The organism is Streptomyces sp. NPDC058257 (assembly GCF_042881845.1).
Classification (GTDB): Bacteria; Actinomycetota; Actinomycetes; order Streptomycetales; family Streptomycetaceae; genus Streptomyces.
The window spans coordinates 127,061-140,445 of sequence record NZ_JBHVXJ010000016.1 but is presented as its reverse complement, the minus strand read 5'-3'; the positions used below and the strand labels follow the sequence as shown (position 1 = coordinate 140,445).

Below are 13,385 nucleotides of genomic sequence, written 5' to 3'. Positions count from 1 at the left end.
CCTCCGAGCCCGTCACCCTACTAGCTGGCGGTGACGGAACGGCACCCTCCAGCCGCGCGCTGTGCACGGGCGGACGCATAGAGGCACACGGCCGCGGCCGTGGCGAGGTTGAGGCTTTCGGCTCTGCCGTGGATCGGAACGCGCACCACCGCGTCGGCGAGTGCGCGGGTCTCCTCCGGGAGCCCCCAGGCCTCGTTGCCGAAGACCCAGGCGGACGGGGTGCCCATGGTGCCCTTGTCGAGCTCGTCGTCGAGGTCGTCCTGACCCGCCCCGTCGGCCGCGAGGATGCGTACGCCCGCGTCCTTGAGGCCCTTGACGGCCCGCTCGACGGGTACGCCGACGGCGACGGGCAGATGGAACAGCGAGCCGACCGAGGCGCGCACGCACTTGGGGTTGTAGAGATCCACGGAGGCGTCCGTCAGAACGACCGCGTCGGCCCCCGCCGCGTCGGCGCACCGCAGCACGGTGCCGGCGTTCCCGGGGTCACGCACGTGTGCGAGGACGGCGACCAGCTTGGGCCTGGCGGCGAGAATGCTGTCGAAAGGGGTGTCGATGAACCGGCAGACGCCGACGAGCCCCTGCGGCGTCACGGTCGTCGAGATGTCGGCGATGACGTCCTCGTCCGCCAGGTGCACACGGGCACCGGCGGTACGGGCCTCACCGACGATGTCGGCGTAGCGCTCGGCGGCATCGACGGTGGCGAACAGCTCCACGAGCGTGTCCGTATGAGCGGCGGCCTCCCGCACGGCCTGCGGCCCTTCGGCGAGAAACAGCCGCTCCTTCCCCCGAAAGTTCCGCTTGCCGAGCCGCCGCGCGGCACTGACACGGGAGGACTTGGGAGAGATCAACTCAGGAGCGGCGGGCATGAACTCACCTTCGGGAGATATACGGGCGCCCCGCCAGGGACGCGGGGAACCGCGCGACCAGCCGAGACGGACCCGCGGACGGCAGCGGACCGGACGTCGGCGGACGAGTGGCCGAACAGAGACGGACCCGCAAGCCGGGCGGCTTACGGGTCCGAACAACACTCTGGACGAGCGGTGGGCGTCAGGCCGCCTTCGGGGCGTTGACGTCCGACGGCAGAGCCTTCTGCGCGACCTCGACGAGCGCCGCGAACGCGTTCGCGTCGTTGACGGCGAGCTCCGCGAGGATCTTGCGGTCCACCTCGATGTTGGCGGCCTTCAGACCCTGGATGAAGCGGTTGTAGGTGATGCCGTTGGCGCGGGCAGCGGCGTTGATGCGCTGGATCCACAGCTGACGGAAGTCGCCCTTGCGCTTCTTGCGGTCGTTGTAGTTGTAGACCAGGGAGTGGGTGACCTGCTCCTTGGCCTTGCGGTACAGGCGCGAGCGCTGGCCGCGGTAGCCGCTGGCCGCTTCGAGGATCGCCCGACGCTTCTTGTGGGCGTTGACTGCCCGCTTGACGCGTGCCACTTGTTAACTCCTTGTAGCGGGGCCGTGGTTGGACTCACACGACCCGGTATCGATTGGGTCCCGGTCAGAGTTCAGGCGCGGTGCGCGCCCGAACTCACTTGCCGAGAAGCTTCTTGATCTTCTTGGCGTCGCCCGGGGCCATCTCGGCGTTGCCACTGAGGCGACGCGTCAGACGGGACGACTTGTGCTCGAGCAGGTGGCGCTTGCCGGCGCGCTCACGGAGCACCTTGCCGGAGCCGGTGATCTTGAAGCGCTTGCTGGCACCGCTGTGCGTCTTGTTCTTCGGCATAGCGCCGTTCTCTCCTCGTCAGTGGTACTCGGATGCCCGGTCGTGAAACCGGGCATCCGGAAACCGTACGTATCAGTTGGCGATCCCTGGACTCGCGTCCCGAGATCAGGCCTCGGCGGGAGCCTCGGCCGGGGCCTCGGCGGGAGCTTCGGCGACAGTCTCGGCAGGAGCCTCGTCCAGCTCCTCATCGACGGCGTTCTGCGAGCGGCCCGGGTTGGCCTTCGCGTCCGCCTTGCGGACCGCCTGGGCCTCGCGGGCCTCGGCCATGGCTTCGGTCTTCTTCTTGTGCGGACCGAGGACCATGATCATGTTTCGGCCGTCCTGCTTCGGGTTCGACTCGATGAACCCGAGGTCTTCGACGTCGTTCGCGAGACGCTGCAGCAGTCGGTAGCCGAGCTCCGGCCTGGACTGCTCGCGACCACGGAACATGATCGTGATCTTGACCTTGTCGCCCTGCTTGAGGAACCGGACGACGTGACCCTTCTTGGTGTCATAGTCGTGCGGGTCGATCTTCGGCCGGAGCTTCATCTCCTTGATGACCGTGTGCGCCTGGTTCTTGCGCGCCTCACGGGCCTTCATGGCCGACTCGTACTTGAACTTCCCGTAGTCCATGAGCTTGCACACGGGCGGACGGGCGGTCGCCGCCACCTCGACCAGGTCGAGGTCATACTCCTGTGCGAGCTCCAGGGCCTTGGCAAGCGGAACGATCCCGACCTGCTCGCCGCTGGGCCCGACGAGTCGCACCTCGGGAACGCGAATCCGGTCGTTGATGCGGGGCTCGGCGCTGATGGATCCTCCTCGGTAGCACCACGCGGCGGTCTGGCGGACAGCCGCGTTACGTCTGTTATCTCGACCAACCGAGTGAGTACATAAAAAATGCCCCAACCGATCACAGGAAGGGGCTCCATTACTACCGGAGCACCTCCGCGGTGATCGCGGGGCGCGTTTCGGGCCTGCCGTAGTCTCGGGGACTGCGGCTGCCTGACCGGTGACCCGTCGCTCTGGAAGCGACTAGGTGGGAAGCGGAGCCTCCACTTGTGGGCCGGGTCCCTGCGTTGGCACGCGAGCATCCGGCCGGTCGTTACACAAGGTTAGCAGGTCCGCGAGGGTGGGGCTAACCAGCGGGCCCACGCACTCCCGCGAGTCACCCCGGGCGGGGCTCGAGGAAGGGGGGTGGCGCGTAGCGCCTCGGGCAGGGCGGTGGTGGGAGACGGGTGGGCTTATCGTGTGGGACATGAGCGACGCGACCCCCGCCCCCGAGTCCGCCACCGGTGACTCCCCCGATTTCGACACCCTGACCCGTGACATCGCGGACGTCCCGGCGGTCGAGGTGATCACCACGGTCGCCGTCCACCTGATGAGCGCCGCGGCCGTGAACCTGGGCCTCGCCGATGGCGGCGAGACCCACAAGGACCTGGACGAGGCCCGCAAGCTGATCCACTCGCTCGCCGGCCTGATGGACGCGAGCGCCACAGAGATCTCCTCGTTCCACGCGGCTCCCCTGCGGGACGGCCTGAAGTCGCTGCAGCTGGCCTTCCGCGAGGCGTCCGAAGTGCCGGACGAGCCCGGTCAGGGCCCGGGCGAGAAGTACACGGGCCCGATCTTCGGCTGACCTCTCAGGACCTCTCAGGACCTCTCGGTCTTCTCGTACGTGATCAGCCTTCTCGTACGTAAAGGGGCTCGCCCGGTGGCGTCGCCTCGGCCGGCAGCAGTGCCAGGTCGAGGCCGTCCACCAGGCGGGCCCTCAGTGTTTCGTCGGCCGCGATGTGCCGGGCGACGCGCTGGGCGGCTTCGGACGGGTCCGCCGACGCGTCGATGACGAGCGCGAGGGTGCCGTCCGCGGTGCCCGCGCCGAGGTAGGCGCGCAGGACCGCGGGCTCGGCGGCGACGGCCGCGCGCACGGCGGCCGTGACGGCGGGGTCGAAGAGCGGGTCCCGGGTGTGGCGGCCTTCGGAGAGGGCGATCAGGGCGGGCCGGTTGATCTCGTAGGGGACGGGGCCCGCGAGGTCGAGCACGATCGTGTCGGCCTGCTCGTGCGCCGCGGCCTTGAGCGCCTGGTGCAGGGGGACCGCGACCGGCCTGGCCCGCGGGTCCCACAGGGCGAGGGCCTGGGTCGAGGTGAACGCGGGCAGTGCCTTGCGCTCACCCGCCCTGAGGGTGGGGACCGCCATGTCGCTCGACTTCTCGCGGCGCAGTCCGTTCTCGTCCTCCTCGGCCTCGCCGAGCACGGCGACCACGGGGACGAGCAGCCGGGCGCCGGTGAGCGCCTCCAGGACGGGGCCGTGGGCCGTGCGGTCCGCGGCCCACGCGGTCAGTGCCGCGGTGAGCCGGGGGTCGGCGGACCCGTCGTCGTCGCCGAAGCCGGGGTCCGGGATGTTCTTGTTCGCCACGGTCCTGACCCTACCGACCGCGTCCCTTGGCCTATCGGGTGGTGCCGGGACGGGCTCCCCGGCGGCCGCGCCAGAGGTAGACCGCCGCCACCAGGAGCGCCACGCCGAGGCCGCCCGCGACCGGGCCCACCCACCCGGCGGGTCCGCCGTCGCTCCGGGCGGCGTCCGGGCCCGAACCGAAGTACTTCTTTCCGTACGCCGCGGAGCTCAGCTCTTCCGGCTTCTTCTTGCCGCCCTCGGCGATAGCGGCCGCCGGGTCGATGAAGCCGAAGCCGCGTGAGTCGTCGCGGCCCCCGCTGGGAACATCGCGGGCGGTGTCCTCCAGGAGCTGCTTGATCTGGGCCGGGGTCAGGCCGGGGTGGGCGGCGCGGATGAGGGCGACGGCGCCGGAGACGAACGCCGATGCGGCGCTGGTGCCCCAGCCTTCGTAGTACTCACGGTCGGGGTCGGCGATGACGATCTTCTTGCCGGGGGCGCTGACGGTGGCGTACCAGCGGCGGGTGGAGAAGGAGGCGCGGTCGCCTGCCGAGTCGACGGCGGTGGCGGCGATGACTCCGGGGTAGGCGGCCGGGTACGAGATGTGGTCGCCGCGCTCTCCGCCGTTGCCCGCCGACGCGACGACGACGGCGCCCTTCTTCAGGGCGTACTGGACGGCTGCGTCCTCGGCGGGTTCGGGGTGGGCGGACTTGGAGTCGTCACCGAGGGAGAGGTTGATGACGTCGGCGCCGTGGTCGGTGGCCCAGCGGATGCCGTCGGCCAGGGCGTTGCCCCGGGTGTTGCGGGCCTTCGAGCGGTCCGGGTCACCGTCCTCCAGGATCACGCGGATCGGCAGGATCTTCGCCTGCGGCGCGATGCCGATCACGCCGTCACCGCCACCCGCGCCGTGTCCGTGGCCCGCGATGATGCCGGCCATGGCGGTGCCGTGCCGGGCCCAGGGGCGGTCGCCCTTCTTCGCTCCGAAGCCGACCATGTCCTTGCCCGCCAGGACGCTGCCCGCCAGGTCGGGGTGGTCGCGGTCTATGCCGGTGTCCAGGACGGCGACGGTGATGCCCTTGCCCTTGGTGGTCTGCCAGGCCTGACCGGTGTGCATGGCGTCGAGGGCCCACTGCTGGGCGCGTATGCCGTCATCCGCGTGCGCGGTGGTGGGCAGGAGGGCGATCGACGCGGCGAGGGCGGCGACGCCGAACCGGCGGATTCTCATGAGGACTTCTCCGTCGCCGCGATGGTCTTGCGCAGCCGCCGCTCGACGCGGTCGGCGATGCCCTTCGCCTCGTTGCCGAGGCCCGCCTGGGCGGGGTCCGTGGCGGCGGAGGTCTTCACGGCCTCGTCGGCGGGCTCGGGTTCGGTGACCGTACGACCGTCGGCGAAGCCGGAGACCGAGAAGGCGACGACGGGGGCGTCGGGGAGCACGGACACGGTCCAGGAGGCACGCTGGGCGTCGCCGAAGTCCGCGGCCGGGGTGCTCTTGGCCGCGTACGGCCGTGGCATCAGGTCGGTGCGCCGGTCGAGGCCCTCCTCCGTGAAGCGGGTACGCAGGGAGCGCATCGCGTCGGCATCGGCCTTGGTGAACAGCAGGCCCACGGTGGTGACATGGCTGCGGGTCGCGTCCGTGTACGTGGCGCGCAGCAGCCTGAGGCAGCCGGCCGGGGCAAGTGCCTTGCGCAGGAGCGGGTCGAAGGCGTTCTTGCAGTTGCTGTCGGGGGCGACGGCTATCCGGGTCCAGGTGCGGTCGGCTCCGCCGGGGCCCGCGCCCTCTCCCTCAAGGGTCGCAGGGAAGAGCTTGTCGACGGGCACGCTGTGCCAGAGCTGACCCGCAACGGCGTACGCGTTCCGCGTGGTGCCCGGCCCCTCGGAGCCCCCGGTCAGCCAACTCCCGGTGGCCGCGCCTCCGATGAGACCGAGCCCGAGCACGGCGCAGGCGGCGGCCGCGGTCACGCGGGGCCGCACCCAGGAGCGGACGGGACGCAGCCGCGTGGTGCTGTCGTCGTACAGCGCGGGCCGCGCGAACGACACGAAGGGCCGCCCTGCCCCGGGGCCCGGCGTCAGGTCGACGGCGCCGACCGCGCGGCGGGCGGCGGTCATTCGCGGGGAGGGGGCCGGGGCTGGGGCGGGGGTGGATATGGGCTTGGGCGTGTGGGCGTGCGCGTGGGCGCGAGCGGGTGGTGCTTCGGGGGCGGGCGGTGCTTCGGGAACGGGCGGCGCTTCGGTGGCGGGCGCGGATATGCCCGCCGCCGCTGGATCCGACGGCGGCACCGGGGGCATCGGGAGGCGCGGTGGATAGCCCGCGTTCCCCGGCGCGCTCCCCGCGTCCGGTGCGCCGTGGTTCGGCGGGCCGGACGGGCGCGGCGGGGGCAGGACGGGCTCCTGGGCGGTCTCGGGGCCCGGCACACGCGTCGGTGTGACCGCTGACGGCGGCGGCACATCGGGAAAACGCGCCGACGCGGGCGGCGGACCCGACAGGAGATCGGAGCTCGGCGCGGGATCGGAACCCGGCGCGGGACCGGAGCCCGACACGGGATCGGAACTCGGCACGGGATCAAGGCCGGGCGCGCGCATCGGTGTCACCACTGACGGCGGCGGCACATCGGGGAAACGCGCCGACGCGGGCGGCGGAACCGACAGGAGATCGGAGCTCGGCGCGGGATCGGAACCCGGCGCGGGACCGGAGCCCGACACGGGACCGGAGCCCGACACGGGACCGGAGCTCGGCACGGGATCAAGGCCGGGCGCGCGCGTCAGTGTCACCGCTGACGGCGGCGGCACATCAGGGAAACGCGCCGACGCGGGCGGCGGAACCGACAGGAGATCGGAGCTCGGCGCGGGATCGGAACCCGGCGCGGGACCGGAGCTCGGCGCGGGATCAAGGCCGGGCGCGCGCATCGGTGTCGCCACTGACGGCGGCGGCACATCGGGGAAACGCGCCGACGCGGGCGGCGGGGGCGGCGACTGCTGTGCGTCGGTGGCGGGGGCACCCGTGTCGTCCGTGTCGTCGCGCGATGCCGCGGGCCTCGGCATCCGTACCCGGTCGAAGGGTGCCAGGAGGTCCCCGAGGAGGGAGTCCTGATCGCCGTCGGCGGGCGCGGGGCCGGTCTCCGACGGCGGCTGCTCGGCGTCCCGGCCGTCTTGGGGAGATCGAGCGAATACCGGCGGCGGCAGCACGGGCCCCTGGCCGTCCGTGGACGGCGGACCCCACGCGGGATCAGCCTGCGGCGGCAGCACGGAGCTCCTGCCGTCCGTGGACGCTGGGTCCGGGTCCGGACCGGCCGCCGGCGGACGCGGATCCGGAAAGCGCGCGGACGGAGCGGGAGGCGCCGGGGACGACGCGGACGCGGGCGGGCCCGGCGGCGGAGGCGGCGTCGTGGGACGTGGCGGTACGGGAGCCCGTCGCGCTTCCGTGCTCATGCACCCCCCGTTTCCTCGCTCTGCTGCGCGTAACTCTAAGGGCAGATTCCGGCCGTGCGGGAACCAGTCCGCGGCCCCGGGCGATCTGCCCGGATCATCCCCCTACCCTCGGGTAATCGCGTCTGGCAGGCTTCGGCCATGACCCCCCGTGCAGCAGACCGGGCCCGCTACGACCGGGCCACCGCACACCTCGACGCCCCCGTCGCGATCGTCGATCTGGAGGCATTCGACGCCAATGCCGACGATTTGGCGCGCCGGGCGGGCGGGAAGCCGATCCGGGTCGCGAGCAAGTCCGTGCGCTGCCGTGCGCTGCTCGAACGCGTCCTGGCCCGCGACGGCTTCACCGGGATCATGTCCTTCACGCTCGCCGAGTCCCTGTGGCTCGCGCGGTCCGGGTTCGACGACATCCTGCTCGCCTATCCCTCGGCGGACCGCGCCGCCTTCGCCGAGCTGACCGCCGATCCGAAGCTCGCGTCATCGGTGACCGTGATGGTCGACGACCCGGCCCAGCTGCGGCTCATCGACGAGGCCAGGGACGGTGGGCGCGAAGAGGTCCGGGTCTGCCTGGAACTCGACACCGCCTTCAAGATCCTCGGGGGCCGCGTGCGGATCGGTGCGCTGCGCTCACCCCTGCACTCCCCCGCCCAAGTCGCCGCGCTCGCGCGCGCCGTGGCCCGGCGGCCCGGCTTCCGGCTCGTGGGCGTGATGGCGTACGAAGGGCATGTGGCGGGCGTCGGTGACGCGATCGCCGGGCGCCCCGCGCGCTCGCGGGTCATCCGGCTGATGCAGGCCGCCGCCCGCAAGGAGCTCGCGGTGCGCCGGGCCGAGACCATCCGCGCGGTGCGGGCGGTCGCGCCGGACCTGGAGTTCGTCAACGGCGGTGGCACCGGCAGCGTGCAGCACACCGCGGCGGAGCGGGCGGTGACCGAGATCGCCGCCGGGTCCGGCCTGTACGTACCGCGCCTCTTCGACAACTACACGTCGTTCAGCGGGCGTCCGGCCGCGCTCTTCGCCCAGCCCGTCGTGCGCCGCCCCGGCGTGGGCACCGTGACCGTGCTCGGCGGCGGCTACCCCGCTTCGGGTGCCGCGGGCCCCGACCGCTCCCCGGTGCCGTACCTCCCGGAGGGGCTGCGCTACGACCCGCAGGAGGGCGCGGGCGAGGTGCAGACCCCGCTGCTCGGAGCCCCCGCCGACGATCTCCTCATCGGCGACAAGGTGTGGTTCCGGCACGCCAAGGCCGGGGAGTTGTGCGAGCGGTTCGACGCGCTGCACCTCGTCGAGGGCGACCGCGTGACGGCCACCGTGCCGACGTACCGCGGAGAAGGCCACACGTTCCTCTAGCCTCCGACAGGCCGTCAGGGCGTCGCGCCCACGCTGCTTCCCACGCCGCCGCCCGTGTCGCCGTCGCCGACGGCGCGGATCCCCTTGGTGATCCTCTCCATGTCGGAGAGCGGCGGCGCCTCGCCCCCGGCGTCGATGGCGAAGCGGACGATGATCAGCGACTCGGACCCGAGGCTTGAGGGAAAGGCCAGCGACTGGACGTATCCACCGGGGCCCTTCTCCGTGTGGACGCGCCAGCGCACGAAGTAGCCGGCGCGGCCCCCGACCGCGACGTTCCCCTCCTTGACCTTCTCGTGCCGGGCGATGCCGCCGAACGGCTCCATGCCGACCTTGTCCTCGTCGTACGCACGGTCCGCCGCGTCCTTGATGTCGCTGAGGGCCAGCGCCTGGGGCGAGCGTTGGTCGGTCCCCGTCGATGTGCGGGAGTAGACCGTGCCATGGCGGCAGAGGCTTCCCTCGCCCGGACAGTCGTACGTCTTCGGGGTACGGACGGTGGGATCGCCGCCGACCGTGTCGTCGGCCTTCTCCCAGCCGTCGGGAACGGGGATCGTGATGCCGTTGAGCTGGTCGACGAGGGTGGAGGGGTCGGGGTCGGCCGCCGAGGTAGTGGGCGCCGGGGAGGTCTTCGTGGCCGTGTCCGCCGGCTCCGATACGGCCGGTTCGGGCAGCCCGCCCTGCGGGTCGCCGTCGTCCTCACCCAGGAGCACCGTGCCCGTGACGATCGACGCGACCAGGACGACCCCGGCGGTGGTCAGCGCCACCACCCTGGCCCGGCCTCCGCTGGACGCCCCCGGCAGCGGCTGGACCTGCGTCTGTGCCGGTATCTGTGCCTGCGACGGGCCGAACCCCGGCTGCGCCCCGCCCGATTGACGGGCTTCGGGCGCACGCCGGTGCTCGGTCCACGCGGACCCGTCCCACCAGCGCTCTACGTGCTGCGCCGGTGGGGCCGACGGGTCCGTGTACCAGCCGGGAGGAGGCGTCATGCTCATCCCGGCACTCTAGGACGTGCCGTGAAGATCAGAACACCGTGTCCGCCTGATCAGGCACCACCGAGCCGTCGTCGCGCCGGACCGGGCCCTTGCTGCCGTCCGGTTCGTTGTACGCGGCCGTCGAGCACGGGTAGAGGTCGGGCTTCTGCTTCATGGGCTCGATGAACATGGGGTTCACGACCCAACGGCCGTCGGCGTCGTCGTACGCACGGCACATGACCTCGTTCTTGTTGCGGTTCAGGACGAGGTGCGCGCCCGTGGCGTCGCCGACGAACGTCACGTCCGTGTCGGCGTCACCGCCGCCGAGGGCGATGCGGTGGGAGGGGTCCTGCTTCTGCCAGGCCGCCTTGCCCTTGACGCCGTAGATCTCCTGGTTGATCCAGCAGCGCTTGCCGTCGATGTAGGGGATGGCCTCGCCCTTGTTCACGGGTACGTCGCCACAGCCCTGGTTATAGGCGGTGATCCGCCCCTTGCGGTCCAGGACCGAGCGAATGGCGATGGTGTGCTCGCGGTCGATGCCGATGCCCTTGGACCAGACCTCCGTCACCGGCTCGGAGCCCGCCGAGACGATGTAGACGTCGAACCCGGCCTTCTTGAGCGTACGGATCAGGTCGCGCTGCTGGTCGTAGTAGCGGGCGTAGCCGGGGATCTCGTGCGTGCCCACGGTCTGGGTGGCGCCGACGGGTGCGGCCAGGACCTGCTTGCGGGCCTTCGCCGCGTAGGACTCCAGTTCGGGCACGGTGTGCCCGGCGAAGAGCTGGGGCACCCAGGCGTACTGCGGGACGGTGTGCCGATGGTCCCACTCCCCCGCGAAGGCGGCAGCGCCGCTCATCGTCTTGCCGTCCTCGCGTACCTCGAAGATCTCGTCGGCGCAGTCGGTGTCGGTGGAGGTGGGCAGCGGCTTGCCGACCGGCACCTTCGTGCCGCAGGCCTTGGTGAGCGCCTTGTCGGCCGCGTCCGTCATCCACTTGCTGGTGGACTTCCAGCTGGCGGGGCGCAGGATCTTGTCGTGGTGCAGGGACCAGGCGATCGTCGCGTCGGTGATGTCGTTCTTGACGACGGTGTTGTCCCAGTCGAAGGCGGCGACGGGACGCTTCTGGTCGTGCCCCCGGTGGGAGCCGCAGCGTCCACGCTCGTCGATCATCTGCTGAAGATGGGCCCGGTTGTCGCCGTACCAGGTCAGTTTCTTGGACAGCTGCGGGCAATGGGCCTTCGCAGCGGTGGTGTTCGCGGGCGCGCTGGCGGCCGCGGGAAGCGACGCCGGCACGGCCGCCAGCGCGGCGGCCGAAGCCAGCGTCAACGCCAAGGCATGTCTGTTACGCATGCGCATGGACCGTACATGAATCCCTCTGCTCCGGTCAGGGTCCGTGCACCGTGTCCTTCTGGTCGGGGATGACGGACCCGTCGGCACGGCGGACCGGGCCCTCTTGGCCGTCCCGTTCGGTGTAACCGGTGCTGGCGCACGGGTACGGCTTCGCGAGCTCGCCCTTGGGCTCGATGAACATGGGGTTCACCAGCCAGCGGCGGTCGCCGTTGTCGTAGGCGCGGCACATCAGCTCGTTCTTGTTCCGGTTCAGGACGAGGCGCAGGCCCGTGGCGTCGCGCAGGAAGGAGATGTCGGTGTCGGAGTCACCGGCCGAGAACACCTGTCGCTTGTCGGCCGGTTGCACCTTCTCGGCTGCCGCGCCCCGGACGCCGTAGATCTCCTGGTTGATCCAGCAGCGCTTCCCGTCGATGTACGTGATCATCGAGTCGTCGCCGTCCTTGACCGAGCCGCAGCCCGCCAGACGGGCCGTCAGCTTCCCGTGTGCGGTGACGTTGCGGATGCCGATGGTGTGCCGGGCGTCGACGCCGACGCTCTTCGCCCACACCTCGGCGACCGGCTCGGGCGACGCGGAGACCACGTAGACGTCGAATCCGGCCTTCTTGAGCGTACGGATCAGGTCGCGCTGCTGGTCGTAGTAGCGGACCCAGCCGGTGACCTGGCCGGTGCCCACCCGCTGTTCGGCGCCGACGGGCGCGGCGAGGTTCTCCTTGCGGGCGGCGGCCGCGAAGTCCTTGACCTGCCGGGTGGACCAGCCGCGGGTGAGCTGGGCGAGCCAGGCGTACTGGGGTTCCATACGGCGGTGGTCGAAGCCCGCGAAGGCCGCGTCCCCGCCGGTGGTGGTGCCCTCGCTGTAGACGGAGACGATCTCGTCGGCGCAGTTCGTGTCGCGGCGCGTGGGGAGGGTGGCGCCGGTGGCGGGACAGGCCTTGGCGAGGCCCTTGGCCGCCTGGTCGGTGAGGTAGCGGCTCGTGGTGTGCCAGTCGCCGCTGCGCGGCGTACGTATCTTGCTGTTGCGCAGGAGCCAGAACATGGTGGCGTCGCCGACGTCGTTCTTGATGACCGTGTTGTCCCAGTCGAAGGCGGCGACGGGCCTGGTGGCGCCCTTGTGCCCGCCGTCGTCGCAGCGGCCGTACGTGTCGATCATCTTCTGAAGGCGGGCCTTGTTGTCGCCGTACCAGCCCCGGGAGACGCTGAGCGTGGGGCACTTGTGGGCCTGGGAGCGGGTGGGCTGTGCGGGCTGAGTGGCCTGCGCGGTCGCCTGGACGGTGACGAGCCCGGTTCCGGCGACGGCGAGGACGGCTGCGGCCGCGGCACAGCGGCGCTTGAGGTTCATGAACACACTCCTGTGTCTACGCAGGACAGCCGGGCGTCGTGCGACGCCCGGCTGTCGGGAGGGTTGCTGCGGGGTGAACTACACGGAGGACCGGCTACATGGGCGTGACGTACGCGCCCGAGATTCCGCCGTCGACGAGGAAGTCGGTGGCGTTCACGAAGGAGGAGTCGTCGCTGGCGAGGAACGCGACGGCGGCGGCGAGCTCGTCGGCCTCGGCGAAGCGGCCCACGGGGATGTGGACGAGGCGGCGCGCGGCCCGCTCGGGGTCCTTGGCGAAGAGCTCCTGGAGGAGCGGGGTGTTGACAGGGCCCGGGCAGAGCGCGTTCACGCGGATGCCCTCGCGGGCGAACTGCACACCCAGCTCGCGGGACATGGCCAGGACGCCGCCCTTGGAGGCCGTGTAGGAGATCTGGGACGTCGCCGCGCCCATCCTCGCCACGAACGACGCGGTGTTGATGATCGAGCCCTTGCCCTGGCGCCGCATGTAGGGGATGGCCGCCTTGCAGCACAGGTAGACGGAGGTGAGGTTGACCTCCTGGACGCGCTTCCAGGCCTCCAGGCCCGTGTCCAGGATGGAGTCGTCGTCGGGCGGCGAGATGCCCGCGTTGTTGAAGGCGATGTCGACCGAGCCATAGGTGTCGTACGCCGTCTTGAAGAGCGCGTCGACCTGCTCGGCGTCGGTGACGTCGACCTTGACGAAGGTCCCGCCGACCTCGTCGGCCGCCGCCTTGCCCGCGTTCTCGTCGATGTCGCCGCAGACGACGTGCGCGCCCTCGGAGGCGAGGCGGCGCGCGGTGGCGAGGCCGATGCCGCTGCCCGCACCGGTGATGACGGCGGTGCGGCCTACCAGACGGCGGCAGATGTTTGCTTCGGTCATGAGTGC

13 protein-coding genes are annotated in these 13,385 nt (G+C 71.5%); 2 read left to right on the top strand and 11 right to left on the bottom strand.

The window, feature by feature from the left end; genetic code table 11:
* Positions 1 to 20 precede the first annotated feature (20 nt).
* The 4 genes from ACFVXC_RS31170 to infC all read right to left on the bottom strand — a co-directional run bounded on the left by ACFVXC_RS31170 (position 21) and on the right by infC (position 2,509).
* Complete coding sequence (locus ACFVXC_RS31170; protein WP_389911931.1) at positions 21 to 866, bottom strand: TrmH family RNA methyltransferase; 846 nt, start codon at positions 864 to 866, stop codon at positions 21 to 23.
* 181 nt (positions 867 to 1,047) lie between these two features.
* Positions 1,048 to 1,431, bottom strand: a complete 384-nt coding sequence (rplT, locus tag ACFVXC_RS31165; RefSeq protein ID WP_030356289.1) for a 50S ribosomal protein L20 — start codon at positions 1,429 to 1,431, stop codon at positions 1,048 to 1,050.
* A gap of 94 nt (positions 1,432 to 1,525) precedes the next feature.
* Positions 1,526 to 1,720, bottom strand: a complete 195-nt coding sequence (rpmI, locus tag ACFVXC_RS31160) for a 50S ribosomal protein L35 (RefSeq protein WP_135330421.1) — start codon at positions 1,718 to 1,720, stop codon at positions 1,526 to 1,528.
* 105 nt (positions 1,721 to 1,825) lie between these two features.
* Positions 1,826 to 2,509: a translation initiation factor IF-3 gene (infC, locus tag ACFVXC_RS31155; RefSeq protein ID WP_389912097.1), complete on the bottom strand. Its 684-nt coding sequence runs from the start codon at positions 2,507 to 2,509 to the stop codon at positions 1,826 to 1,828.
* Between the two features lie 445 nt (positions 2,510 to 2,954).
* On the opposite strand from infC, the gene ACFVXC_RS31150 reads away from it, so the two are divergent.
* Positions 2,955 to 3,332, top strand: a complete 378-nt coding sequence (locus ACFVXC_RS31150) for a DUF1844 domain-containing protein (protein WP_389911930.1) — start codon at positions 2,955 to 2,957, stop codon at positions 3,330 to 3,332.
* Positions 3,333 to 3,375: 43 nt separating this feature from the next.
* On the opposite strand, the gene ACFVXC_RS31145 is transcribed toward ACFVXC_RS31150, so the two are convergent.
* From ACFVXC_RS31145 to ACFVXC_RS31135, 3 genes are read right to left on the bottom strand one after another with little or no spacing between them, the layout of a single operon-like run.
* A complete protein-coding gene (locus tag ACFVXC_RS31145) occupies positions 3,376 to 4,110 on the bottom strand; it encodes an SseB family protein (protein ID WP_389911928.1) in 735 nt (244 codons plus the stop codon).
* 31 nt (positions 4,111 to 4,141) lie between these two features.
* A complete protein-coding gene (gene mycP, locus ACFVXC_RS31140) occupies positions 4,142 to 5,311 on the bottom strand; it encodes a type VII secretion-associated serine protease mycosin (protein WP_389911926.1) in 1,170 nt (389 codons plus the stop codon).
* Positions 5,308 to 7,329 (bottom strand): hypothetical protein, encoded by a 2,022-nt coding sequence (locus ACFVXC_RS31135; RefSeq protein ID WP_389911923.1) that lies wholly within the window; start codon positions 7,327 to 7,329, stop codon positions 5,308 to 5,310. The genes mycP and ACFVXC_RS31135 overlap by 4 nt, the downstream gene beginning before the upstream one ends.
* A gap of 321 nt (positions 7,330 to 7,650) precedes the next feature.
* Here ACFVXC_RS31135 and ACFVXC_RS31130 point away from each other — a divergent pair, with 321 nt between their 5' ends.
* A complete protein-coding gene (locus ACFVXC_RS31130) occupies positions 7,651 to 8,853 on the top strand; it encodes an amino acid deaminase/aldolase (protein ID WP_389911920.1) in 1,203 nt (400 codons plus the stop codon).
* A 14-nt stretch (positions 8,854 to 8,867) separates the two neighbouring features.
* Here ACFVXC_RS31130 and ACFVXC_RS31125 read toward each other — a convergent pair whose 3' ends face one another.
* The 4 genes from ACFVXC_RS31125 to ACFVXC_RS31110 form a co-directional block, all read right to left on the bottom strand.
* Complete coding sequence (locus ACFVXC_RS31125; RefSeq protein ID WP_389911917.1) at positions 8,868 to 9,842, bottom strand: DUF2510 domain-containing protein; 975 nt, start codon at positions 9,840 to 9,842, stop codon at positions 8,868 to 8,870.
* Positions 9,843 to 9,870: 28 nt separating this feature from the next.
* The gene (locus ACFVXC_RS31120; RefSeq protein WP_389911915.1) at positions 9,871 to 11,166 is read right to left on the bottom strand and encodes a haloacid dehalogenase-like hydrolase; all 1,296 of its coding nucleotides are present in this window, start codon (positions 11,164 to 11,166) and stop codon (positions 9,871 to 9,873) included.
* A gap of 34 nt (positions 11,167 to 11,200) precedes the next feature.
* Entirely contained in the window at positions 11,201 to 12,502 is a 1,302-nt protein-coding gene (locus ACFVXC_RS31115; protein ID WP_389911913.1) for an HAD family hydrolase, read from the bottom strand.
* A gap of 94 nt (positions 12,503 to 12,596) precedes the next feature.
* Positions 12,597 to 13,379 carry a 3-oxoacyl-ACP reductase gene (locus ACFVXC_RS31110; protein ID WP_389911910.1) on the bottom strand — a complete coding sequence of 261 codons (783 nt, stop codon included), beginning with the start codon at positions 13,377 to 13,379 and terminating at the stop codon, positions 12,597 to 12,599.
* Positions 13,380 to 13,385 lie beyond the last annotated feature (6 nt).